This window comes from Sulfurirhabdus autotrophica (assembly GCF_004346685.1).
Lineage (GTDB): Bacteria > Pseudomonadota > Gammaproteobacteria > Burkholderiales > SMCO01 > Sulfurirhabdus > Sulfurirhabdus autotrophica.
Genome location: NZ_SMCO01000004.1, coordinates 137,610 through 158,682 on the forward strand (window position 1 = coordinate 137,610; position 21,073 = coordinate 158,682).

The window sequence follows — 21,073 nt, forward strand, 5'->3', positions numbered from 1 at the left end:
CAAGCGTACTCTTGAGAAATAGCTAGCCAGCTTGCTGCCGGTTAAAGTTTAACTTCTTGTGCTTGCTGGTCCGCATGATAACTTGACCTGACCATAGGCCCGCAAGCCGCATTCTTAAACCCCATTTCCTGCGCAGCTTTTTCAAATGCTGCAAATTGTTCCGGCGTCACATAGCGTGTGACCGGTAAATGATGCGGCCCTGGCTGCAAGTATTGTCCAATGGTCAGCATATCGACATCATGCGCCCTTAAATCACGCATCACTTCCAGTACTTCTTCATCCGTTTCACCTAATCCCACCATGATCCCTGATTTGGTAGGGATTTCCGGGTGGCGCAACTTGAAATCTTTGAGCAATTTGAGCGAATGGGTGTAATCGGCTCCCGGACGGGTCGCTTTATACAGACGAGGGGCAGTTTCCAGATTGTGGTTCATGACATCGGGTGGATTGCAGCTCAGCTTGTCCAGCGCAACATCAATCCGGCCACGAAAATCAGGGGTCAGGATTTCGATACGGGTATGGGGTGCATGTTCACGCACTGCCTGTATACAATCTGCAAAATGCTGTGCACCCCCATCTCTCAAATCATCACGGTCGACACTGGTGATGACCACATATTTCAGTTTCATGGCAGCAATGGTCTGCGCCAGATGCAATGGTTCTTCCGTATCTGGTGGTAGTGGCTTGCCGTGGCCTACATCACAAAATGGGCAGCGACGGGTACATAAGTCGCCTAAAATCATGAAAGTGGCAGTGCCATGACGAAAGCACTCTCCCAGGTTGGGGCAGGAAGCCTCTTCACAAACCGTATGGAGTTTGTGCTCGCGTAATATTTCCTTGAGCTGAATGACCTCAGGGCTGTTAGGCGATTTTGCGCGAATCCAATTGGGCTTTTTTAAAGCCGGCTGGGGGACAACCTTAATCGGAATGCGGGCAGTTTTAGCTTCGCCTTTGTGGAGTTTGATATCAATAGTCATTTTGGTATTTTACCGCACTTGAACCCGGGCGGGTTATTTGTTGAAATGCATATAACCGGCTGACGATGATGTGTTATCCGAGAGTCTGCTCGATAGCCGAAACCAGGCGAGTCGTGATCAAATCAATGCTGTCACCGATGCCTAATTCACTGGTCTGGGTAACTTCCAAGCCGGGATAGCCGCAGGGATTGATAGCAAGAAAAGGGCTCAGGTCCATATCCACGTTAAGGCTTAATCCATGATAGCTGCATCCGTGTTTGATGCGCAGTCCCAAGGCAGCGATTTTTTTGCCATCTACGTATACGCCTGGGGCATTCTGCAGGTTTTCGCTCTGGATGTGGTAGCTGCTCAATAAGGCTTTGACTGATTGTTCCATTGCAGTAACCAGTTCTCTTACCCCTATCCCTTTGCGTTTCAGATCAATCAACAGGTAAGCGACGATTTGGCCGGGGCCGTGATAGGTAATCTGGCCACCCCGGTCAATTTTGACGACGGGTATTTGCACATTTTGAGGGAGATGTTCCGGCTTGCCGTTTAAGCCCATGGTGTAGACAGGTGGGTGCTGCAGTATCCAGAGCTCGTCGGGGGTTTCTGCAGTGCGATTGGCAGTGAATGTCTGCATGGCTTGCCATGTGGCAAGATAGTCCGCCATGCCAAGATGCTTGACCAACATGAATTTAGAGGACGATCTTGATCATGGGGTGGGCAGACAGTTCACGATACAAGTTATCCAGTTGTTCGCGGGAAGTGGCATTGATGGTGCAGGTAATGCTGGTATATTTGCCGTTTTTGCTAGGACGGATCTCAATGGTCGACGTAACGAAATCCGGTGCGTAGCGCACAACAATATCCAATATTGTCTGTGTAAAGTTTTCATGGCTTTCCCCCATGATTTTGATCGGAAATTCACTGGGGTATTCGATTAACGTTTCTTCATCCATTTGTTGCACCTATTGATTTTGGGCGGGTGCACGCATGATTTCAGCTTTGTATTCCTGATACAGTGCGTACATGCGGTGATAAACGTGCCCTGGTTTGCCAGTTCCGACAGGCTTTCCATCCAGTGAGGTAATGGGCAGCACTTCTTTTGTGGATGAGGTCATCCATAATTCCTGAGCGCTGCGTACCTCATACTCGGAGATTTCACGCACTTCGTGCTGCATAGAGTTTGCTTCGGCCAGTTCAAGCACCACATCGTAAGTAATGCCAGGCAGCATAAGATGGCTTTTGGGCGGGGCCAGCAGTATATCGTTATACACGACAAAGATATTGCTGGCGGCTCCCTCAGTCAAAAAGCCTTCACGCAACATCAGTGTTTCTGCGGCATTTGCATCGACGGCCATCTGGCGCAGCAACACGTTGGGCAATAATGAAATGGCTTTGATATCACAGCGCAGCCAGCGATTATCTGTTGCCGTTACTGCCGCTACCCCGGTTTCTCGCAAATCGGCAGCAGGGTGTATTAGCGGATTGCTCATGAGAAAGACAGTCGGCTGCACATCCTTTGGGAAAGCATGGTCGCGCTTGGCGACACCCCGGGTAATATGCAGGTAAATGTACTGATCTTCCCCTTCGTTGTTCTCGATGATCCGGTTGATCAAAGCGGCCCATTCTGTTGTGGAATGCGGGTTTTTCAGCCGGATGCCATCGAGGCTATGCTGCAAACGCCGTAAATGTTCAGCCAACCGAAAGGCATGGCGAGAATACACGGGGATGACTTCATAGACACCATCTCCAAATATAAAGCCACGATCAAGCACGGGTATACGCGCTTCTTCGATGGGCATGAACTGGCCGTTTAGATAGATCATTTCGATTATTTCGTGAACATGAGTTTAATGCTGTCCCATGAACGGCCGAAAATGTTGGCAATAGCTACGTTTTCAAGAGAAAACAGCGGGTATTCAGCCAGTTCTTTGCCATCAAGTGTCAATTTTACAGAGCCAATTTTCTGGCCGTTACTGATTGGTGCCAGTAAAGGCTGGGTGCTGGTCATGGAAACTTTCACGTTTTGGTATTGTCCTTTTGGCACGATGATGTATTTATCATCTTTGAAACCAGCCTTAAGCATCTTCTGGCTACCTTTCCACACGCGTAAATTGGCTACGGCTTGTTCCTTGGCATATATACGCACGGAATCAAAAAACTGGAAACCAAAGTTGAGCAATTTCTGGCTTTCCATGGTGCGCGCATTATCTGATGCAGTACCGAGCACTACTGAAATCAGGCGGGTAGAGCCGCGTTTGGCTGAAGTGATCAGGCAATAGCCGGCAGATTCAGTGTGGCCCGTTTTCATACCATCAACGTTAGGGTCAAGCCATAGCAAACGGTTGCGATTGGGTTGGGTGATATTGTTGTAACGGTACTCCTTGATGGAATAGAGCGGATAAAATTCCGGGAAATCACGAATAATGGCAGCTGCAAGCAGGCTTAAATCATATGCGGTAGTGTAATGCTGGGGATTAGGCAAACCGGTGGAATTCACGAAATTGGTGTTTTTCATGCCGAGTCGTGCTGCTTCCTGATTCATCAGGTGGGCAAAGCTTTCTTCGCTTCCCGCAATCGCTTCTGCCAGCGCAATACAGGCATCGTTCCCTGATTGAACAATCATACCGCGGATTAGCTCAGCTACCGTCACAGGTGTTTTAAGGTCGATAAACATTCTCGAACCTTCAGTGCGCCAGGCCTTTTCTGAAACAGGGAGCGCCTGGTTCAGGCTAATCCGGTTTTGTTTAATCGCATTGAAGGTGATGTAAGCAGTCATTAACTTAGTCAGTGAAGCAGGCTCAATGCGCTGGTTTGAATCAGCTTGAATGAGGGTTTGCCCACTATTGAAGTCAACCAGAATGTAGGATTTGGCTGCGACTTGTGGTGCGGGGGGAACTGCAAGCATGGTTTGGGCTGGAACTGCAGCCAGGGTAGCAGAGGTAAACAGTAGCGTAATAAAAGCGAGAAAGAGAGATTTCATAATATGGATATGTATTTTGCCTTATGTTGGTTAATCGGGATATATGGTCTTAGCGTATGACCATAAAGGGTTTTATGTCCAGGGTTCTTCTCACATTTTCGGCTACTTTCGTAGCTTCGGACTGGTTGTGATAGGGACCCAGATGCACTTTGAACAGTCCGTTCTTGGGGAAAATATGCAGTGCTTCTGAGAGGTTGCCGAGTTGTGCTTTGATCTTTTCACTAAAATTTTGGGCGTTGATTTGCGTTCCAAAAGAAGCCAGTTGCAAGAAAATGCCACTCTGTTCGATCAGCGGCATGTCCGATGGTTCTGGTTCGACAGGGTCAACGGGTTCGGTAGTATATTTGATGGGTTCCTGCGCAGCTAATGCAGCTACAACAACGGGTTTCGGTTCCGCTGGATTGATGCTTTCAACCTCAACCAGTCCGCTGCCTTTTTGTACAATACCAAGTTTATAGGCTGCCGTATAGGACAAATCCATCAGACGGTCGCTGTGAAAAGGGCCTCGGTCATTAACACGCACGACGACAGATTTGTGTGTACTCGGGTTGGTTACCTTGACATAGCTGGGGATAGGCAATGTCGGGTGGGCCGCGGTCATGCCGTACATGTCGTAGGGTTCGCCGGAAGATGTTTTCTGGCCGTGAAACTTTTTACCATACCAGGATGCAATTCCCCTTGCTTTATAAGGCTTGAAATTGGTTACGGGCACATACTGTTGTCCAAATACAGTATAGGGATTGTTGGCAAATTTGTGCAAAGGTTCTTCTTTGGGTTGCGCATCGGGAATGTCATCAATATTTGCTGGTAGATTTTCACCCGGGCCATCATCTTTATAGTACCCGCCTCCTTTGCTCGCACCTTTGCTGGTAGCCATTGGAGATGATTTACCGGTAGTTGATGATTCGGTTCGCTGCGGGGCCGTGCTGCAGCCTGCGAGATACAGCAGAATGAAACAGGGAAGGATGTAGTAACAGAAATTCTTTCTCATGTTCTCACCAACTTGCGATGTGTGTGAATGCTCATCAAAATACCAAATCCAAGCAACACTGTCACCATGGAAGTACCCCCGTAACTAAAAAGCGGGAGGGGTACACCCACGACGGGAAGGATGCCGCTTACCATACCCATGTTTACAAAAGCATAGGTAAAGAAAGTCAGGGTGATACTGCCGGCCAACAATCGGGAAGCTAGCGTTGGGGCATTAGCGGCAATCAGCAAACCCCGACTGATGATGATGATGAACAGGGTGACGAGGAGGATATTGCCGACCAGTCCGAACTCTTCGGCAAAAACCGCAAAAATAAAATCTGTGGTGCGTTCAGGCAAAAAGTCGAGATGTGCCTGGGTGCCTTTTAGCCACCCTTTTCCAAAAATACCACCGGAACCAATAGCGATTGTGGACTGAATAATATGATAGCCTGCGCCGAGAGGGTCTTGAGACGGGTCAAGTAATGTGAGCACTCGCTGTCGCTGGTAATCATGCATGACAGACCAAACCAAAGGTAAGCTGGCACCAATTGCGGCAAAAATCCCAAGCAGAATTCGCCAACTGAGTCCGGCCAGAAATATCACATAAAATCCAGATGCGGTGATCAGTAATGAGGTACCCAGATCGGGTTGCCTGGCTATAAAGCCTACAGGGATAAGCAACAGTATGGCTGCTATTGCGTAGTTTTTAAGCCGCAGATTGGTTTCATAGCGATTAAAATACCAAGCAAGCATCAGGGGCGCGGCCAGTTTCATAAGCTCAGAGGGTTGAATCTTGGTGAATCCGAGATTGAGCCAGCGTCGTGCACCGTGGCTGATATCACCAAACAGCGCAACGCTAATCAGCAATAGCAGTCCTAATGTATAGGCCGGCACAGCCAGTCGCAACAAGTGCTGGGGTGGGATGTTTGCGATTACCCACATTACAGTTAGTGCTACGCCCATATTGATTAACTGGCTTATTATTCTGTCCGGGCTCTTACCCGAAGCGCTATAAAGCACGATCAGCCCCATCGCCATAAGAATGATAAGGGAGAAAAAGAGAAAGCCGTCAATGTGTAGCGTCAGCCGTGTAAAGAAACGTTTAATCATCGGCGTGTTCCTCTACGGCAGCAGCTTCAGTGGAAATTTTAGGCTCATTCGGCAGTTTGCCCAGCAAGTAAAAATCCATTACTTTCCGGGCGATAGGCGCGGCAGTAGAGCCGCCATGCCCTCCATTTTCTACCAATACGGCTAGCGCAATCTTGGGGTCGTCCGCAGGTGCATAGGCGATATAAAGTGCATGGTCGCGGTGGCGTTCCTGAACGCGGCTGGCAACATACTTTTCTGTTTGCTTGATGCCGACAACCTGTGCCGTACCGGTTTTACCTGCTACAAGGTAAGGCGCGTTGAGCCATGCAGCCACGGCAGTGCCGCCTGGTCGATTGACATCTATCATGGCTTCTCTGACCAGCTTGAGGTTTTCTGGTTTGAAATCATATTTTTCAAGTGGCTGAGAACTCGTATTTTTTATCAGATTGGATTTACTGTCCTGAATGGCTCTGACCAGACGAGGCGGAAAGAGTTCACCACTATTCGCAAGAAGCGACGTAGCGAAAGCAAGCTGCAACGGAGTCGTTAACGTATATCCTTGTCCGATACCCGTGATAACGGTTTCGCCTGGAAACCATCGTTGTTTAAAGCGCCTTTTTTTCCACTCTTGCGATGCGAGTAAACCCGAGACCTCACCTTCAATATCAATGCCGGTTTTACTTCCCATGCCAAATTTTTTGATAAAGTTGTAGATATTATCGATACCCATATCGTTCGCGAGACCGTAATAGTAGGTATCACAGGAAACCACGATGGATTTGCGCAGGTCTACACTGCCATGGCCACCGGCTTTCCAGTCTCGATAACGGTGACTGCTGCCGGGTAGCATGTAATATCCAGGGTCGCTAATAGTAGAAGAGGGGGTGCGCTTGCCTAGTTCCAGTCCAGCAAGTGCCATAAACGGCTTGAAAGTGGAACCGGGTGGATAAAGTCCCCGTAATGCCCGGTTGTTGAGAGGTCTGTCTGGTGAGTTGTTGAGGGCATCCCAACTTGCAGAGTCAATGCCATCCACAAATAAATTGGGGTCAAATCCCGGTTGGCTGACAAATGCGAGGACTTCACCGTTATGTGGGTCAATTGCCACCATGGCACCTCTGAAATCGCCAAAAGCTTTTTCAGCGACTGCCTGTAAACGGGTGTCCATGGCCAGATAAACATTGTCACCTGAAACAGCAGGCGTGCGGCTCAGGGTTCGGATGGCCTTACCGCCTGAATCCGTTTCTACTTGTTCAAACCCGGTGATGCCATGAAGTTGTTTTTCATAACTTTGTTCAATGCCAATTTTGCCAATATGGTCGCTGCCCCGATAATTCGCAATTTCTTCATTTTCTTCCAGTTTATCCAGATCTTTATCATTGATACGACCAATATAACCGATTGCATGAGAAGCGAGCTCAGCTAATGGGTAATCCCTGAACAGGCGCGCTTTTATTTCTACGCCGGGAAACCGGTAGCGATTGACTGCAAAGCGAGCAATCTCAACCTCATTCAGGCGGGTGCGAATTGGCTGGCTTTCAAAGTTATGACTTTCATCCAGCAGCTTTTTAAAACGCTTTCGGTCCTTGGAGGTAATTTCAATGATTTTAGCGAGTTCATCAATGGTCGCCTCCAGTCCGTCAACTTTGCTGGGTGTAATTTCCAGGGTGTAGGCAGAATAGTTATGCGCCAATATGACGCCGTTTCTATCTAAAATCAGACCGCGGTTCGGGACAATAGGTACGATTGAGATTCGGTTGGCTTCTGCCAAAGTTTGATAATGGTTATGTTGCGCAACCTGAACATAAAAGAATCGGCTCGCTAAAACCAAAAATAAAATGACGGCAAAGGCTCCGCCAATGGCCAGTCGAATTCTGAAAGAGTGGAGTTCGAGTTTATGATTTTTAAGGAATGTACGGTGTTTCATCCGGCTAGTTTCTTCTTCTAACGGGAAGACTGAACAGGAACACTGTTGTCTGGTTTATTTGTCCAGCGCTGCGGTTGTTGCAGTAAGAAGGAAAGGGGGGGCCAAAGTAGCATGCCAGCCAGACTGGGAAGGAAATAGCTCCATTCAACGTAAGGTACACCAACAATCAGGCGAAACAGAAGCAGAGTTAATTGCAGCAGCAGCAGAATTGGAAATATATGCAGGGCTTGCTGCAACAATGGGAACATGAGCACGCGCCTATGCAGGATGAGCGCAGCAAAGGTTACTAGCGTGTAAGCCAGCGCATGTTGTCCAAACAGACTGCCGTCAGCAACATCCATTACCAGACCTAAAAACCAGGCTGTGCCCAGCCCTATCTTGCGCGGCTGATTGATGCACCAGAATAGCAGGATAAGCACAATAAAATCCGGCCGAATCAAAAGTGACAGACCTTGCCAAGGCAACAGATTGAGCGTCAGCCCTGCCAGCAGGGTGAAAAAAATGAAAATGCCACTCGCCGGAAGCAGAATTTCTTGCGTTTTGTTCGCGCGCGATGACATCCTATTTCCGCTTTTTGTGTTCATTGCTGCTATCTTTTTTGGGTGCGGGCGATGTGGGCGCGGGTGGTATGTGAGTGGCAGGAATAGAGGAGCCTGCTAGTATAAGTACTTGTTTATGTCGATCAACGCCGCCACTTGGCGTACAGGTAATTTTAGCAAACGAATAAGCGGCATTTCGCTCAATTTTTGTCACGGTTGCCACAGGCAAACCGGCGGGGTAAGTGCCATCTATCCCTGAAGTGACTAGTATATCCCCATTCTGGATATCGCCATTGGCAGGCATGAAGGGAAGGTCCAGCAAGCCTTCCTGCCCAAATCCAACGACTATGACGCGTTGACCGGTGCGTAAGATTTGCACAGGTACCGCCTGATTTTTATCGGTCACTAACGTAATTTCACTGCTGAAAGGATAAGCGCGGGTTACCTGGCCAATCACGCCGATGTCATCCAGTACAGCATCTCCCGCCAGAATGTTATGGGCGGAGCCTTTGTCCACAACGACTTTACGGACAAATGGGTCATGGCTGCCATAGAGAATGTCTGCTACAACGGCTTTCTCACCATAGGGTTTCTGGGCATTGAAGAGTTTTCGTAGTTGAGTGTTTTCAGCTTGCAGCGATTGAAGTCGTTGCAATTGGGATGCGTTAACCAATTGTTGTTGCTTCAAGGCGAGATTTTCACTTTGTAACAGAGCTTGCGTCACAAAGAAACCACTGACGCGGTCAAAAAGCTCCACTGGACTATTAGCTATACGTTGCAAGGGGTAAATAATGACGGAAAGGGATTGGCGGACTGTACCCAGGTATTTGAAATGGGCATCCGTAACCATTAATACAACAGAAATGAAGGCGAAAAAACTTAAGCGCGCTAAAAGGCTAGGGCCGCGATTAAAAAATTGTGGGGGTTGATATTCCATTCGTTCAGTGTTTCGATGATTTCCTGTTCAGCTTAAATTTACATTCATAAATAATGAATATTAACCTGAACAGGGAACACGAGACCACATAGTTGCTCCCGCCTTCGTTTAAATCTTTTTGTAGTTATTAACAAATCAGTGACTGAATCATCGATAAATGAATCAATCGTTGGTGAATACTGTACCCAGTTTATCCATTTCTTCCAGTGCGCGACCAGAACCACGCACCACACAGGTAAGCGGATCTTCAGCAACTATCACAGGCAATCCGGTTTCTTCCATCAGCAGTCTATCCAGATCACGTAATAGCGCGCCACCACCGGTAAGCACCATGCCTTTTTCAGCAATGTCAGCACCCAGTTCAGGGGGTGTTTGTTCCAATGCGGATTTTACAGCACTGACAATGCTGTTGAGCGGATCGGTCAAAGCTTCCAGAATTTCGTTGCTGGATATCGTGAAGCTGCGGGGAATACCTTCGGCCAGATTGCGTCCTTTGACTTCCAGTTCCCTTACTTCGGAACCGGGGAAGGCTGAACCAATATGCTTCTTGATTTGTTCAGCAGTGGATTCACCAATCAACATGCCGTAGTTGCGTCGGATGTAATTGATGATGGATTCATCGAACTTGTCGCCGCCTACGCGTACCGATGCTGCATACACAATACCGCCCAGTGAAATAACACCGACTTCAGTGGTGCCGCCGCCAATATCTACCACCATGGAACCAGTTGCTTCAGCAACAGGCAAATCAGCACCAATCGCCGCCGCCATTGGCTCTTCAATCAGAAACACCTGTCTTGCACCTGCACCAATGGCAGATTCGCGAATGGCACGTCGTTCTACCTGGGTAGAGCCGCAGGGTACGCAAATAATGATGCGAGGGCTGGGGCTAAGCAAACGTGAATCATGAATTTTTTTGATGAAATATTTCAACATCTGTTCGGTGATGGTGAAATCTGCGATCACGCCATCTTTCATGGGGCGGATGGCTGTAATATTGCCAGGGGTGCGCCCAAGCATCTGTTTTGCTTCAAGGCCTACTGCCTGAATGGTTTTTTTGCCGCTGGGGCCGCCTTCCTGGCGAATGGCGACAACTGAAGGCTCATCAAGCACAATGCCCTTGCCGCGCACATAAATTAGCGTGTTAGCTGTACCCAGGTCAATTGCCAAGTCATTGGAAAAATAACCACGTAAAAATCCGAACATAATAAGAAAGTCCTGCTGGAATGCTGCGTCAAATAAATGAAATATGATAACCTATTATGGTTAAAGGTTTAAGCACTATAGGTGAAATTTATGTCATTGACGCTTGTTGATGTGAAACGCATCGCACATCTTGCTCGTATTGAGGTGGATGAAAAAGAAGCAGAAAGTATGCTGGCGCAGCTTTCCGGTATTTTTAATTTGATCGAAGAAATGCAAGCCGTAAATACGACCGGCGTAGAGCCCATGTCTCATTCTCAGGATCTGGTGCAGCGTATGCGCGACGATATTGTGACTGAAACTGATCAGCGCGAACTGTTTCAGTCCATCGCGCCAAAAGTAGAAGACGGGTTGTATCTGGTTCCGAAAGTAATCGAATAATCACGCTTCAGGCAATATTTGGAAAGGTCTTCCTGAAAGTTTTGTCGGGGAGGCTTTGATTTGAATGCACGAACTGACCATTACAAAGCCAAAATATGTTGAATTTAAGTCTTAAACAGCTGGCAGAAAAACTCGCCAGCAAGCAAGTTTCAAGTGTCGAAATGACGCAGGAATTTCTGAACCGGATTAAAGCGTTAAACCCCGTGTATAACGCATTTGTGACGGTCAATGAGGAAGCAACACTAAGTCAGGCGAAATTCGCAGATGAAACGATTGCTGCAGGTAAGGGAACCTTGCTTACGGGTGTTCCGATCGCCCACAAGGATATATTTTGTGCCAAAAGCTGGCGTACGACTTGCGGTTCGAAAATGCTGTCAAATTTTGTATCCCCTTATGACGCACATGTGATCGAGCGTTTCGGTCAGGCCGGCACAGTCAATTTGGGCAAGACCAACATGGACGAGTTTGCCATGGGGTCATCCAACGAAACTTCTCATTTTGGCCCGGTGAAGAATCCGTGGGATGTGAATGCGGTGCCAGGGGGCAGCTCCGGTGGTTCAGCGGCGGCGGTCGCAGCACGATTGTGTCCTGCTGCGACGGGTACGGATACAGGGGGGTCCATACGGCAGCCTGCCGCGCTATGCGGAATTTCTGGTATCAAACCAACGTATGGTCTGGTGTCGCGTTACGGTATGATCGCTTTCGCTTCCTCCCTCGATCAGGGCGGGCCAATGGCCAGAAGTGCTGAAGATCTGGCTTTGATGCTCAATGTGATGGTCGGGTTTGATGCGCGTGATTCCACCAGTTTGCAGCGTGAAGAAGAAAATTATGCGCGGACTCTGGATCAACCCCTGAAAGGTTTGAAGGTGGGTCTGCCAAAAGAATATTTTGCTGAGGGTTTGAGCGCAGACGTGGAACGTGCCGTGCAGGCAGCAATAGATGAATACCGCAAACTGGGTGCAGAAATGGTGGAAATCAGTCTGCCTAATACCCGTTTATCCATACCGGTTTATTATGTACTGGCACCGGCTGAAGCGTCCAGTAATCTGTCACGATATGACGGTGTTCGCTATGGTTACCGCGCGCCAGAATACACAGACCTGATGGATATGTATAAAAAAACCCGTGCTCAGGGTTTTGGAACCGAGGTGAAGCGCCGCATCATGATTGGTGCTTATGTCTTGTCCCATGGCTACTATGATGCTTATTACTTGCAGGCGCAAAAAATCCGGCGTTTGATTGCTCAGGATTTTACTGATGCCTTTAAGCAGTGCGATATTATTATGGGTCCCACAGCACCCACTACCGCCTTTAATCTGGGTGAAAAAGGCGCGGATCCGATTCAGATGTATTTGTCAGATATTTATACGATTGCGGTTAATTTGGCTGGCTTGCCGGGCATGTCGATTCCAGCCGGATTTGGAGATGATGGTCGTCCGGTTGGATTGCAGATTATCGGTAATTATTTTTCCGAAGCAAAGATGCTCAATGTAGCCCACCAGTATCAACTCGCTACAGACTGGCATCAGCGGAAACCGCAAGGAATTTGAAATAAAGCATCAGTTGCAGATTACATGGAGATGAACCAAGTTCGTTCTTTGTTGATCTGCTTGCTGTGTGAAACATAAAAGGGTTTGTCATTATGCAATGGGAAATAGTAATCGGGCTGGAAGTTCACTCCCAGTTATCTACGCAGTCCAAGATTTTCTCAGGGGCACCGACGGCTTATGGTGCTGCACCAAACACGCAGGCTTGTGCTGTTGATCTGGCCTTGCCGGGGGTGTTGCCGGTACTGAATCGCGGTGCAGTGGAGCGAGCAATCAAGTTCGGTCTGGCGGTGGGGGCGACAGTCAACCGCCGTTCAATCTTTGCCAGAAAAAATTATTTTTATCCAGATTTGCCAAAGGGTTACCAAATCAGTCAGTTTGAAATCCCGGTTGTTTCAGGTGGCGCAATCAAGATTCAGGTGGGGGAGAATGAAAAATCCATCCGCTTGACCCGTGCACATTTGGAAGAAGATGCAGGAAAGTCCCTTCATGAGGATTTTCAGGGCATGACTGGTATTGATCTGAATCGCGCTTGTACGCCATTGCTGGAAATCGTTTCTGAACCTGATATGCGCAGTGCTCAGGAAGCCGTGGCTTATGCTAAAACGCTGCACTCCCTCGTGCGCTATCTGGAAATTTGTGATGGGAATATGCAGGAGGGTTCATTCCGCTGCGATGCCAATGTGTCCGTTCGTCCAATGGGGGTGGAAACACTTGGCACACGATGTGAGATCAAAAATCTGAATTCATTTCGCTTTCTTGAGAAGGCGATTGAATATGAAGCTCGACGTCAGATTGAAATTCTGGAAGATGGCGGAACGATTAAGCAGCAAACGCGTCTTTATGATTCTGACAAAGACGAGACGCGATCAATGCGCTCCAAGGAAGACTCGGAAGACTACCGCTATTTCCCCGATCCGGATTTGCTGCCGGTAGAAATTTCAGAGGAATGGCTGGAACAAATGCGGGCAACTTTACCTGAGTTGCCTGAAGCAAAGCGACTTCGCTTCATGAGTGAGTACGCCTTGCCGGCCTATGATGCAGCAGTATTGACTGTCTCCAGAGAAGCGGCGGCTTATTTTGAAGAGGCTCAGAATGGTTTTGGGGGCGAAGCAAAGCTGTGCGCAAACTGGATTATGGGTGATGTCAGCGCTGCACTGAATAAAGAGTCCCTTGAAATTGCGGATAGCCATGTGACTAGTTCGCAGCTGGCTGGTTTGCTGAAACGGATTGCGGATGGCACCATTTCCGGCAAAATTGCCAAGGAAGTGTTTGATGCAATGTGGAACGGTGAAGGGGATGCCGATACCATCATCGAAGCGAAAGGCTTGAAACAGATATCAGATTCTTCGGCAATCGAGAAACTGGTTGACGATATCATTGCGCAAAATCCGGAGCAAGTTGCTGAGTATCGCGGCGGTAAAGAAAAAGTGTATGGTTTCTTCGTTGGTCTGGCAATGAAAGCCAGTAAAGGCAAGGCTAATCCGGCACAGCTGAATGAGATTCTGAAACGCAAGTTAACAGGTTAGCTTTTCAGAGTTGCCTGCCAGCAGTTGGTTCAAGCTGGCAGGCGTTTGGTTTAAGGGGCGGTGGATAGCTTCTTTAACTCATGAAAGTGTTGCTTTTCTGCCTCGTATTTTGTTCGAATTGTTTCTTTTTCCAGCTGATTTGCCTTGATGGAATCGTTTAGGGTTTTGATTGACTGTTCATTCTGCTTGATCTCGTCAGCCAAATAGGGCGGAACTGGTTTTTTGTTCTTTTGAATGGATTCAGCTTTTTTCCGAAGTTCATCCAGTTTAACCTGTTCCGATTTAATGCGTGTTTGCGTTCCCTGGATAGCCGTGTCAACCTGCATCAGATTGCGATCACGGGCCATATCAATTTCTTTCTCATTGCTGTAAGAATTGAGTAGCGCGGTGTCTTTACGCTTTTGTTCCAATGCGGCATGGGCATCTTGTTTCTCTTTTTCAGCAGTAGCTGCTTTGGCATCCAGTTGTTCCTGTGTTAGCGCACCATCGGTCTTTTTGATAACCATACCGCGCTTGTTCAGTTCGATATTGCCTTGATTGCTGTATTGAGGGGGAATAGAGTCACCGTAATGGGTGGCGCCTTTTTCGTCCACCCACTTAAACATTTTCGCAGATGCCGGCTGACTGATCAGCAAGGCAACCATAATCGCAGTAAGGTAACGCATTAGAATAAAATCTCCTTGGTGTTAAATGCCGTATGAGGCTCGATAGGCAGAAACCGCTTGCAAGTTTTGTGCCATTTCAGGGTGGTCCTGCAAATAAGCCAGCAAATTGTCCAGTGAAGCGATGCTGACAACTGGAATGTCATAGCTTTGAGTGACTTCCTGTACAGCAGAAAGTTCACCACCGCCCCGCTCCATCCTGTCCAATGCAATGACCACGCCACAAGGGGTTGCCTGGTTGGCGCGAATTAATTCAACCGACTCCCTGACAGATGTACCTGCAGAGATCACATCATCGATGATGAGTATGCGACCTTTGAGGGTTGCACCGACGATATTGCCGCCCTCTCCATGGTCTTTGGTTTCTTTTCGGTTGTAACTGAACGGCACATTGTGACCATTTTCGGCAAGTGCCATGGCAGTAGCAGCTGCAAGTGGGATGCCCTTGTAAGCCGGGCCGAATAGTACATCGAATTCCAGTTTCGCGGAAAGGATGGCTTTAGCGTAAAATTGCGCTAGCTGACGCAAAGATTCCCCATCGCTGAATAAGCCGGCATTAAAAAAATAGGGGGACATGCGCCCCGCTTTGGTTTTAAATTCACCAAAGCACAGAACGTTGCGATTTACCGCGAATTGAATAAAGTCTTGTCTAAAATCAGACATGGTTTGCCTTTTTTGTTACTGGGAGAGTGAGTTGCGTATTATATCCTTGAATCTGAATGGTGTCCGCTCGGCTACCACCAAAGGTTTCTTTCAATGGATGCCGAAACAGAACGCTGATGTTATTTGTGTACAGGAATTAAAGGCGCAAGCAGCAGATATGCGCCCTGAAATGCTCCAGCCCGATGGCTACCACGGCTATTTTCATTATGCGGAGAAGAAAGGCTATAGTGGGGTGGGGATTTACTCCAGAAAAAAGCCTGATCAAGTGATTGAAGGGCTGGGTATACCAGATATTGATTGTGAAGGGCGTTATATACAGGCGGATTTTGGAAATTTAAGTGTCATTTCCCTGTATTTGCCTTCGGGTTCCAGTGGCGAAGAGAGGCAGTCGGTAAAATTCAGCTTTATGGAACGTTTCATGCCGCATTTGATCGCATTAAAGAAAAGTGGGCGGGAAGTGGTGATTTGCGGGGACTGGAATATAGCCCATAAACAAATTGATCTTAAAAACTGGCGAGGCAATCAGAAAAACTCCGGATTTCTGCCTGAAGAACGTGACTGGCTGACAGATCTTTTTAATAAAGTCGGTTTTGTGGATGTATTTCGCTGTATTAATCTGGAAGAGGATCAATACACCTGGTGGTCGAATCGTGGACAGGCATGGGCCAAAAATGTCGGGTGGCGTATCGACTATCATATCACTACACCGGGTATCGCAAAGCTGGCAACAAGTGCCGCCATCTACAAGGACGAACGTTTTTCTGACCATGCTCCGCTGACGATAGAATATGACTACGAATTCTGAGTCGGCAGTTACTCGCAGCCCAATGGACATGCTGCGAACCATTTTCAGCGGGCGGATGCTGGTTGCGTTTGTGATGGGATTTTCATGTGGGCTACCCTTATTACTTACAGGGTCTGTCTTACAGGCCTGGATGCGGGAAGAAGGCGTAGACCTGAGCGTAATAGGCTTGTTTGCTTTGGTTGGATTACCTTATACGCTAAAATTTTTGTGGGCACCCATCTTAGACCGCTTCGCGTTACCATTATTCGGACGAAGGCGTGGCTGGCTTTTGCTGGCACAGTTGTCGTTAATGCTATCTTTACTGGGTTTCAGTTTTACCAGTCCCTCGCAAAATCCCTGGCTATTGGCTTTTGTGGCCATGATGGTCACTTTTTTTTCGGCGTCACAAGATATTGTGGTGGATGCCTACCGGCGTGAAGATCTGGCTGACCGTGAATTAGGGCTGGGATCATCCATGTACGTAAATGGCTATCGGCTGGGTATGTTGCTGGCAGGTGGCGGTGGGCTGATACTGGCAGACCATATGCCTTTTTCGGTGGTATATCAGCTCATGGCGATCAGTGTGCTGGTTGGTGTTGTGACAACATTGCTGGCAAGAGAACCCGAGGTAGCAGAAGGGACACCAAAAACACTGAGATCAGCCGTCATTGACCCGTTTGTAGAGTATTTTCAGCGGGATGGCGCAATCATGTTTTTAGCGTTTATTTTGCTTTATAAACTGGGTGACACCATGGCTAGCGCGATTACAACCCCGTTTTATCTTGATCTGGGGTTTTCCAAAACCGAAATTGGTGCCGTCGTAAAGTTATTTGGATTCTGGGCTACGATAGCGGGTGGTTTTATCGGGGGCCTGTTTATTCTACGTATGGGAATTAACCGTGCTTTATGGCTATTCGGATTTTTGCAAATGGCTTCTACCTTCGGTTTTGTGCTTTTGGCACACATCGGGCACGAAGTTGCTGCGATGGCAGCGGTAGTTGCTTTTGAAAATTTCACCGGTGGCATGGGAACGGCCGCATTTGTGGGGTTTATGGGGGCACTTACCGATAAACGGTTTACAGCCACGCAATATGCGTTGCTCAGTAGTTTAATGGGGGTGCCACGTGTGATTGCGTCTGCGCCAACAGGCTTAATGGCCGAAATGATGGGATGGTCTGGCTTCTTTATTTTTTGTACGCTGATTGCCTTGCCCGGCTTGTGGATTTTAAATCGCTTTGCGCCTTTACGGGGAAGTAAGTCTTGAAACACTCTTCATGCTAGTCGAAACGAGCCTATTTGCGATCTTTCTGGTTGGATTGTTGGGTGGTACCCATTGTGTCGGCATGTGCGGGGGAATTGTCTCTGCATTGTCCATGCAATTGCCAGGCAAGCAAACCAATGTTGGGTTTCTCCTGGCCTACAATATAGGGAGAATCTCCACTTATACCATAGTGGGCGCAATAGCAGGTGCAGCGGGGTCCAGTGTGCTGCTGTTGAAGGGCTTTCTGCCTGTGCAGCAGTTGTTGTTTGTGCTGGCGAATGTGATGTTGGTGATGCTTGGCCTTTACCTGGCAGGAATCTGGCATGCCGTGGTTTATATTGAAAGGGTTGGCGGCTTTGTCTGGAAAAAGTTGCAACCCTTTATGGGCAAATTATTACCGGTCAAGTCGATTCCCCGCGCGTTTGTTGTTGGAACTATATGGGGATGGTTACCTTGCGGTCTGGTTTATAGTGTTCTAGTGAGCGCACTGGCAAGCGGAAATGCACTGTACGGGGCTATGTTGATGCTGGCTTTCGGGCTGGGTACGCTTCCTAATTTGCTGGCTATGGGATTTTTTGCCCAGTACCTGAAAACATGGCTTCAAAATAAGTACACGCGCCTTGCAGCAGGGTTGTTGGTGGCTGGCTTTGGTTTGTGGGGACTTATTCGTTTTGCAATGAGTTAATAAGGCACAAAGCTTTGTCTGGAAAGTATTAACATAATTGCAGATTTTATCACCGCAGAGGCGCGGAGTCGCAGAGAAAAACCAACTTTTTTTAGCGGTAAACTACCATATCAAATCAAATTCAATCACTGACAGCAATAAGAGATTGTGTTTTACCTCTGCGACTCTGCGGTGAACTGCTTCTGATAACGTAATGACGCTAGCGGAAATACTGCTGCTTAAAATCGACATCATGGGCCTTGCTTTCCCCTTGTGGTATGACCTTGATAGCAAAAGTCATGGTGTCTGGCGGGCTGACGCGGAAATCCCCAAGATAATAAATGGCATTGCCTTCTTGCACTTCTCGCAGGGTGAGACTGCTTAATTGGGCACTCATGTTGGTTGCACTGGCAGTGATTTCTGCTTTAATCGGCTGGCCTACACCCAGCTTGTTTTTCTTGAGCACGGCTATAGTTAATAATCCCCTGTTTTTACTGCGGTCCAGCTTGTAGGATTTAGCGACATCCGGCGTAAGATCATCTGTTGAAATAGCGTTGTAATGCACTTCTATGTCGCCAAATGTCTGTGACCGTTCAGCAAATGCCGAACCCGATGCGATGAAAGCTAAGGCAAGTAGCGCAAGGCGTTTTTTCATGATTATTCCCGTATTTGTTTGTATTGATAAAGTCAGTATAGACAATCTCCGGCTAATCGCAATCAGGCCAATCCATTCGAAATTTCTCCCGATCAGGTCAGGATTGTTGCTCGAAGCGGTAAACAGCCAGATTGCCAAATAGGTTTGGAAGAAAATTGATGGTTTTGCCTTCATGCATAACCGTTCGTTCCAGAATATGCACGCCATGCTCGTGGCAGAAACTTTCAAAGTCCTTCAACGTGCACAAATGGATGTTGGGCGTGTCAAACCACTGATATGGAAGGTTTTCGGAAACGGGCATGCGCCCCTGTATGACCTGTAAACGATGATGCCAGTAGCCAAAATTAGGAAAGGTGACAATGCCTTCCTTGCCTACCCGCAGCATTTCTCTCACGATCCGTTCAGTATGTTCAATTGCCTGAAGTGTTTGGGAAAGAATAACGTAATCGAATGAGTGGGATTCAAAACCGGAAAGACCTGCCTCCAGATCCATCTGAATGACATTGACGCCATTTTTCACACTGGCCAATATGTTCGCATCTTCAATTTCAACGCCATAGCCACGGATATTACGTGTTGTTTTGAGATATTTGAGCAGAGCGCCGTCACCACACCCTAAATCCAAAACTTTTGCACCGGGTTTGATCCATTGCGAGATGGTAGCAAAATCTGCCCGTTGATTGCTTTGCAGAGCTGTCATTTTGCAGCTCCCAGGGAAATATTGTTCATATAAGCGTGCACTAAATCATGGTAGTAAGGGTCCACAATCAGGAATGCGTCATGTCCGTGGCTGGAAGTGATTTCTGCGTAACTGACGTTGCGTTCGTTATCCAAGAGTGCCTGAACGATTTCACGGGAACGCTCCGGTGCAAATCGCCAGTCAGTCGTAAATGAAACTACCAGAAAATTAGCCGTTGCGGGTTTTAATGCGTCGCTCAGACTGCCATTTTGATGGTGATGTGTGGGATCAAAATAGTCGAGCGCTTTGGTCATCAACAAGTAGGTGTTCGCATCAAAGGTACCCGCGAATTTATCGCCTTGGTAGCGCAAGTAGGATTCAATTTCAAATTCCACATCAAAACCATAATTGAAGATACCGGAACGCAACAGCCGCCCGAATTTCGTTCCCATTACGTCACCAGATAAGTAAGTAATGTGCCCCAGCATTCTGGCCAAACGCAGGCCGCGCTTTGGTTTGACATCATGGGCGTAAAAATCTCCCCCATGAAAATCAGGGTCAGTCAAAATGGCCTGGCGGGCAACATCGTTAAATGCAATGTTTTGAGCAGTCAGGTTGGGTGCGGCAGCGATTACCAGCGCATTGCTTACGCGATCCGGGAAGGCAAGGGTCCACTGTAAGGCCTGCATGCCACCCAGGCTGCCACCCACGACAGCAGCAAATTGGAAAATACCTAATTGGTCGGCCAGAAGTGCATGACTATTCACCCAGTCTTCTACTGTGACTACCGGAAAGCTGGCGCCAAAAGGTTTTCCGGTTTTGGGGTTGATACTGGCCGGGCCGGTTGAGCCGTGGCATCCACCCAGATTGTTGACACCGATGACAAAAAACTGATCGGTGTCGATAGGTTTGCCGGGACCGATCATGTTGTCCCACCAGCCTGGCGCTTTGTCGTGCTCGGTATAGTATCCTGCGACGTGATGATTGCCGGAAAGGGCATGGCAGATCAATATTGCGTTGGATTTGTCAGCGTTGAGGGTGCCGTAGGTTTCATATACCAGGTCGTAACTCTCTATCACCGCCCCGCTTTTGAGCTTGAGAGGGGTGGAGAAGTGGGCCACTTGCGGCGTGACTATGCCAATGGATGAAGAATCTTGCATCAATGTTTATAATTCAAATATGTTGAACGCAATTATATCGTTATTTCGACCAAACCCCACAGCTTTGCGCGATCAATTCCTGAAGCGCTTTGTTGGTAAGACCATTATTGTGCATCAGGGGCTCGGTATTGGGTGGGTGAGCGAGTTGCACAAAGAGGCCGGTGGAGGCGGACATTTTCGCCTGAATGTCAGTAAAGATCCCGGTAAACGCCCCACACCGATCGAATGGGTGGTGCATCACTGGATCGTTCCTCAAAATCTGCCGCTACCCCTTCTGGTTAAGGTGGAACGGGATATTCTTTATATCAGACACCTCACCCGTCATGGCAGTCCTGTTCATCCTTCCGAGATTAACTGGATGCTGGGGGAATTTCCTGATCGCTGGCATGCTGCTTTACGTCCAGGCGGAAAAGGGTTTTTGCCTGAAAAAGGGATGCCTGTTTCCGAGAATGACATCACATTTGACGTTGAATAGCATT

The 21,073-nt window shown here is 48.0% G+C and carries 23 protein-coding genes; 7 read left to right on the forward strand and 16 right to left on the reverse strand.

The genetic code is table 11. The features are described 5' to 3' along the window. Nucleotides 1-41: 41 nt before the first annotated feature. From lipA to EDC63_RS06950, 11 genes are all read right to left on the reverse strand, one after another. Nucleotides 42-977 carry a lipoyl synthase gene (gene lipA, locus EDC63_RS06900; protein WP_124945791.1) on the reverse strand — a complete coding sequence of 312 codons (936 nt, stop codon included), beginning with the start codon at nucleotides 975-977 and terminating at the stop codon, nucleotides 42-44. Nucleotides 978-1,050: 73 nt separating this feature from the next. Next, complete coding sequence (gene lipB / locus EDC63_RS06905; RefSeq protein WP_124945792.1) at nucleotides 1,051-1,650, reverse strand: lipoyl(octanoyl) transferase LipB; 600 nt, start codon at nucleotides 1,648-1,650, stop codon at nucleotides 1,051-1,053. Between the two features lie 4 nt (nucleotides 1,651-1,654). Then, on the reverse strand, nucleotides 1,655-1,918 hold the full coding sequence (locus tag EDC63_RS06910; protein ID WP_124945793.1) for an HP0495 family protein: 264 nt from the start codon (nucleotides 1,916-1,918) through the stop codon (nucleotides 1,655-1,657). 9 nt (nucleotides 1,919-1,927) lie between these two features. Then, on the reverse strand, nucleotides 1,928-2,788 hold the full coding sequence (locus EDC63_RS06915; RefSeq protein WP_124945794.1) for a D-amino acid aminotransferase: 861 nt from the start codon (nucleotides 2,786-2,788) through the stop codon (nucleotides 1,928-1,930). Nucleotides 2,789-2,793: 5 nt separating this feature from the next. Beyond that, nucleotides 2,794-3,945 carry a D-alanyl-D-alanine carboxypeptidase family protein gene (locus EDC63_RS06920; protein ID WP_124945795.1) on the reverse strand — a complete coding sequence of 384 codons (1,152 nt, stop codon included), beginning with the start codon at nucleotides 3,943-3,945 and terminating at the stop codon, nucleotides 2,794-2,796. 49 nt (nucleotides 3,946-3,994) lie between these two features. Continuing rightward, complete coding sequence (locus tag EDC63_RS06925) at nucleotides 3,995-4,822, reverse strand: septal ring lytic transglycosylase RlpA family protein (protein WP_223248214.1); 828 nt, start codon at nucleotides 4,820-4,822, stop codon at nucleotides 3,995-3,997. Between the two features lie 110 nt (nucleotides 4,823-4,932). Beyond that, the gene (gene rodA / locus EDC63_RS06930; protein WP_124945797.1) at nucleotides 4,933-6,027 is read right to left on the reverse strand and encodes a rod shape-determining protein RodA; all 1,095 of its coding nucleotides are present in this window, start codon (nucleotides 6,025-6,027) and stop codon (nucleotides 4,933-4,935) included. Further along, nucleotides 6,020-7,930 (reverse strand): penicillin-binding protein 2, encoded by a 1,911-nt coding sequence (gene mrdA, locus EDC63_RS06935; RefSeq protein ID WP_124945798.1) that lies wholly within the window; start codon nucleotides 7,928-7,930, stop codon nucleotides 6,020-6,022. The genes rodA and mrdA overlap by 8 nt, the downstream gene beginning before the upstream one ends. Nucleotides 7,931-7,947: 17 nt before the next feature. After that, the gene (gene mreD, locus EDC63_RS06940) at nucleotides 7,948-8,490 is read right to left on the reverse strand and encodes a rod shape-determining protein MreD (RefSeq protein WP_124945799.1); all 543 of its coding nucleotides are present in this window, start codon (nucleotides 8,488-8,490) and stop codon (nucleotides 7,948-7,950) included. Between the two features lies 1 nt (nucleotide 8,491). Next, complete coding sequence (gene mreC / locus EDC63_RS06945) at nucleotides 8,492-9,406, reverse strand: rod shape-determining protein MreC (RefSeq protein WP_124945800.1); 915 nt, start codon at nucleotides 9,404-9,406, stop codon at nucleotides 8,492-8,494. A 162-nt stretch (nucleotides 9,407-9,568) separates the two neighbouring features. Next, nucleotides 9,569-10,612, reverse strand: a complete 1,044-nt coding sequence (locus EDC63_RS06950; protein ID WP_124945801.1) for a rod shape-determining protein — start codon at nucleotides 10,610-10,612, stop codon at nucleotides 9,569-9,571. A gap of 90 nt (nucleotides 10,613-10,702) precedes the next feature. Between EDC63_RS06950 and gatC the strand changes: the two genes are divergently transcribed. The 3 genes from gatC to gatB all read left to right on the forward strand — a co-directional run bounded on the left by gatC (nucleotide 10,703) and on the right by gatB (nucleotide 14,066). Next, entirely contained in the window at nucleotides 10,703-10,990 is a 288-nt protein-coding gene (gatC, locus tag EDC63_RS06955; protein WP_124945802.1) for an Asp-tRNA(Asn)/Glu-tRNA(Gln) amidotransferase subunit GatC, read from the forward strand. A gap of 95 nt (nucleotides 10,991-11,085) precedes the next feature. Beyond that, nucleotides 11,086-12,540, forward strand: coding sequence for an Asp-tRNA(Asn)/Glu-tRNA(Gln) amidotransferase subunit GatA (gatA, locus tag EDC63_RS06960; protein WP_124945803.1), 1,455 nt, complete (start codon nucleotides 11,086-11,088; stop codon nucleotides 12,538-12,540). Between the two features lie 92 nt (nucleotides 12,541-12,632). After that, complete coding sequence (gene gatB, locus EDC63_RS06965) at nucleotides 12,633-14,066, forward strand: Asp-tRNA(Asn)/Glu-tRNA(Gln) amidotransferase subunit GatB (RefSeq protein ID WP_124945804.1); 1,434 nt, start codon at nucleotides 12,633-12,635, stop codon at nucleotides 14,064-14,066. A 50-nt stretch (nucleotides 14,067-14,116) separates the two neighbouring features. On the opposite strand, the gene EDC63_RS06970 is transcribed toward gatB, so the two are convergent. Next, on the reverse strand, nucleotides 14,117-14,731 hold the full coding sequence (locus tag EDC63_RS06970) for a DUF4124 domain-containing protein (protein WP_124945805.1): 615 nt from the start codon (nucleotides 14,729-14,731) through the stop codon (nucleotides 14,117-14,119). A 21-nt stretch (nucleotides 14,732-14,752) separates the two neighbouring features. Further along, on the reverse strand, nucleotides 14,753-15,391 hold the full coding sequence (gene pyrE / locus EDC63_RS06975; protein WP_124945806.1) for an orotate phosphoribosyltransferase: 639 nt from the start codon (nucleotides 15,389-15,391) through the stop codon (nucleotides 14,753-14,755). A gap of 31 nt (nucleotides 15,392-15,422) precedes the next feature. Between pyrE and EDC63_RS06980 the strand changes: the two genes are divergently transcribed. Genes EDC63_RS06980 through EDC63_RS06990 form a run of 3 tightly spaced genes read left to right on the forward strand, consistent with a single transcriptional unit; the run spans nucleotide 15,423 to nucleotide 18,121 of the window. Beyond that, entirely contained in the window at nucleotides 15,423-16,196 is a 774-nt protein-coding gene (locus EDC63_RS06980) for an exodeoxyribonuclease III (RefSeq protein WP_223248215.1), read from the forward strand. Continuing rightward, nucleotides 16,180-17,439 (forward strand): AmpG family muropeptide MFS transporter, encoded by a 1,260-nt coding sequence (locus EDC63_RS06985; protein WP_223248216.1) that lies wholly within the window; start codon nucleotides 16,180-16,182, stop codon nucleotides 17,437-17,439. The genes EDC63_RS06980 and EDC63_RS06985 overlap by 17 nt, the downstream gene beginning before the upstream one ends. A gap of 10 nt (nucleotides 17,440-17,449) precedes the next feature. Next, nucleotides 17,450-18,121 carry a sulfite exporter TauE/SafE family protein gene (locus tag EDC63_RS06990; protein ID WP_124945808.1) on the forward strand — a complete coding sequence of 224 codons (672 nt, stop codon included), beginning with the start codon at nucleotides 17,450-17,452 and terminating at the stop codon, nucleotides 18,119-18,121. Nucleotides 18,122-18,320: 199 nt separating this feature from the next. On the opposite strand, the gene EDC63_RS06995 is transcribed toward EDC63_RS06990, so the two are convergent. The 3 genes from EDC63_RS06995 to metX form a co-directional block, all read right to left on the reverse strand. Then, nucleotides 18,321-18,755, reverse strand: coding sequence for a DUF4426 domain-containing protein (locus EDC63_RS06995; RefSeq protein ID WP_124945809.1), 435 nt, complete (start codon nucleotides 18,753-18,755; stop codon nucleotides 18,321-18,323). 97 nt (nucleotides 18,756-18,852) lie between these two features. Then, the gene (gene metW, locus EDC63_RS07000) at nucleotides 18,853-19,455 is read right to left on the reverse strand and encodes a methionine biosynthesis protein MetW (RefSeq protein WP_124945810.1); all 603 of its coding nucleotides are present in this window, start codon (nucleotides 19,453-19,455) and stop codon (nucleotides 18,853-18,855) included. Then, nucleotides 19,452-20,594 (reverse strand): homoserine O-succinyltransferase MetX, encoded by a 1,143-nt coding sequence (metX, locus tag EDC63_RS07005; RefSeq protein ID WP_124945811.1) that lies wholly within the window; start codon nucleotides 20,592-20,594, stop codon nucleotides 19,452-19,454. The genes metW and metX overlap by 4 nt, the downstream gene beginning before the upstream one ends. Nucleotides 20,595-20,613: 19 nt before the next feature. Here metX and EDC63_RS07010 point away from each other — a divergent pair, with 19 nt between their 5' ends. Next, the gene (locus tag EDC63_RS07010) at nucleotides 20,614-21,069 is read left to right on the forward strand and encodes a hypothetical protein (RefSeq protein WP_124945812.1); all 456 of its coding nucleotides are present in this window, start codon (nucleotides 20,614-20,616) and stop codon (nucleotides 21,067-21,069) included. The last annotated feature ends 4 nt before the right edge of the window (nucleotides 21,070-21,073 follow it).

What these genes read in the sequence shown, in the direction of transcription:
- lipA (WP_124945791.1), bottom strand. Translation starts at nt 977, where the DNA reads ATGACTATTGATATCAAACTCCACAAAGGCGAAGCTAAAACTGCCCGC.
- lipB (WP_124945792.1), bottom strand. Translation starts at nt 1,650, where the DNA reads ATGTTGGTCAAGCATCTTGGCATGGCGGACTATCTTGCCACATGGCAA.
- EDC63_RS06910 (WP_124945793.1), bottom strand. Translation starts at nt 1,918, where the DNA reads ATGGATGAAGAAACGTTAATCGAATACCCCAGTGAATTTCCGATCAAA.
- EDC63_RS06915 (WP_124945794.1), bottom strand. Translation starts at nt 2,788, where the DNA reads ATGATCTATCTAAACGGCCAGTTCATGCCCATCGAAGAAGCGCGTATA.
- EDC63_RS06920 (WP_124945795.1), bottom strand. Translation starts at nt 3,945, where the DNA reads ATGAAATCTCTCTTTCTCGCTTTTATTACGCTACTGTTTACCTCTGCT.
- EDC63_RS06925 (WP_223248214.1), bottom strand. Translation starts at nt 4,822, where the DNA reads ATGGCTACCAGCAAAGGTGCGAGCAAAGGAGGCGGGTACTATAAAGAT.
- rodA (WP_124945797.1), bottom strand. Translation starts at nt 6,027, where the DNA reads ATGATTAAACGTTTCTTTACACGGCTGACGCTACACATTGACGGCTTT.
- mrdA (WP_124945798.1), bottom strand. Translation starts at nt 7,930, where the DNA reads ATGAAACACCGTACATTCCTTAAAAATCATAAACTCGAACTCCACTCT.
- mreD (WP_124945799.1), bottom strand. Translation starts at nt 8,490, where the DNA reads ATGTCATCGCGCGCGAACAAAACGCAAGAAATTCTGCTTCCGGCGAGT.
- mreC (WP_124945800.1), bottom strand. Translation starts at nt 9,406, where the DNA reads ATGGAATATCAACCCCCACAATTTTTTAATCGCGGCCCTAGCCTTTTA.
- EDC63_RS06950 (WP_124945801.1), bottom strand. Translation starts at nt 10,612, where the DNA reads ATGTTCGGATTTTTACGTGGTTATTTTTCCAATGACTTGGCAATTGAC.
- gatC (WP_124945802.1), top strand. Translation starts at nt 10,703, where the DNA reads ATGTCATTGACGCTTGTTGATGTGAAACGCATCGCACATCTTGCTCGT.
- gatA (WP_124945803.1), top strand. Translation starts at nt 11,086, where the DNA reads ATGTTGAATTTAAGTCTTAAACAGCTGGCAGAAAAACTCGCCAGCAAG.
- gatB (WP_124945804.1), top strand. Translation starts at nt 12,633, where the DNA reads ATGCAATGGGAAATAGTAATCGGGCTGGAAGTTCACTCCCAGTTATCT.
- EDC63_RS06970 (WP_124945805.1), bottom strand. Translation starts at nt 14,731, where the DNA reads ATGCGTTACCTTACTGCGATTATGGTTGCCTTGCTGATCAGTCAGCCG.
- pyrE (WP_124945806.1), bottom strand. Translation starts at nt 15,391, where the DNA reads ATGTCTGATTTTAGACAAGACTTTATTCAATTCGCGGTAAATCGCAAC.
- EDC63_RS06985 (WP_223248216.1), top strand. Translation starts at nt 16,180, where the DNA reads ATGACTACGAATTCTGAGTCGGCAGTTACTCGCAGCCCAATGGACATG.
- EDC63_RS06990 (WP_124945808.1), top strand. Translation starts at nt 17,450, where the DNA reads ATGCTAGTCGAAACGAGCCTATTTGCGATCTTTCTGGTTGGATTGTTG.
- EDC63_RS06995 (WP_124945809.1), bottom strand. Translation starts at nt 18,755, where the DNA reads ATGAAAAAACGCCTTGCGCTACTTGCCTTAGCTTTCATCGCATCGGGT.
- metW (WP_124945810.1), bottom strand. Translation starts at nt 19,455, where the DNA reads ATGACAGCTCTGCAAAGCAATCAACGGGCAGATTTTGCTACCATCTCG.
- metX (WP_124945811.1), bottom strand. Translation starts at nt 20,594, where the DNA reads ATGCAAGATTCTTCATCCATTGGCATAGTCACGCCGCAAGTGGCCCAC.
- EDC63_RS07010 (WP_124945812.1), top strand. Translation starts at nt 20,614, where the DNA reads ATGTTGAACGCAATTATATCGTTATTTCGACCAAACCCCACAGCTTTG.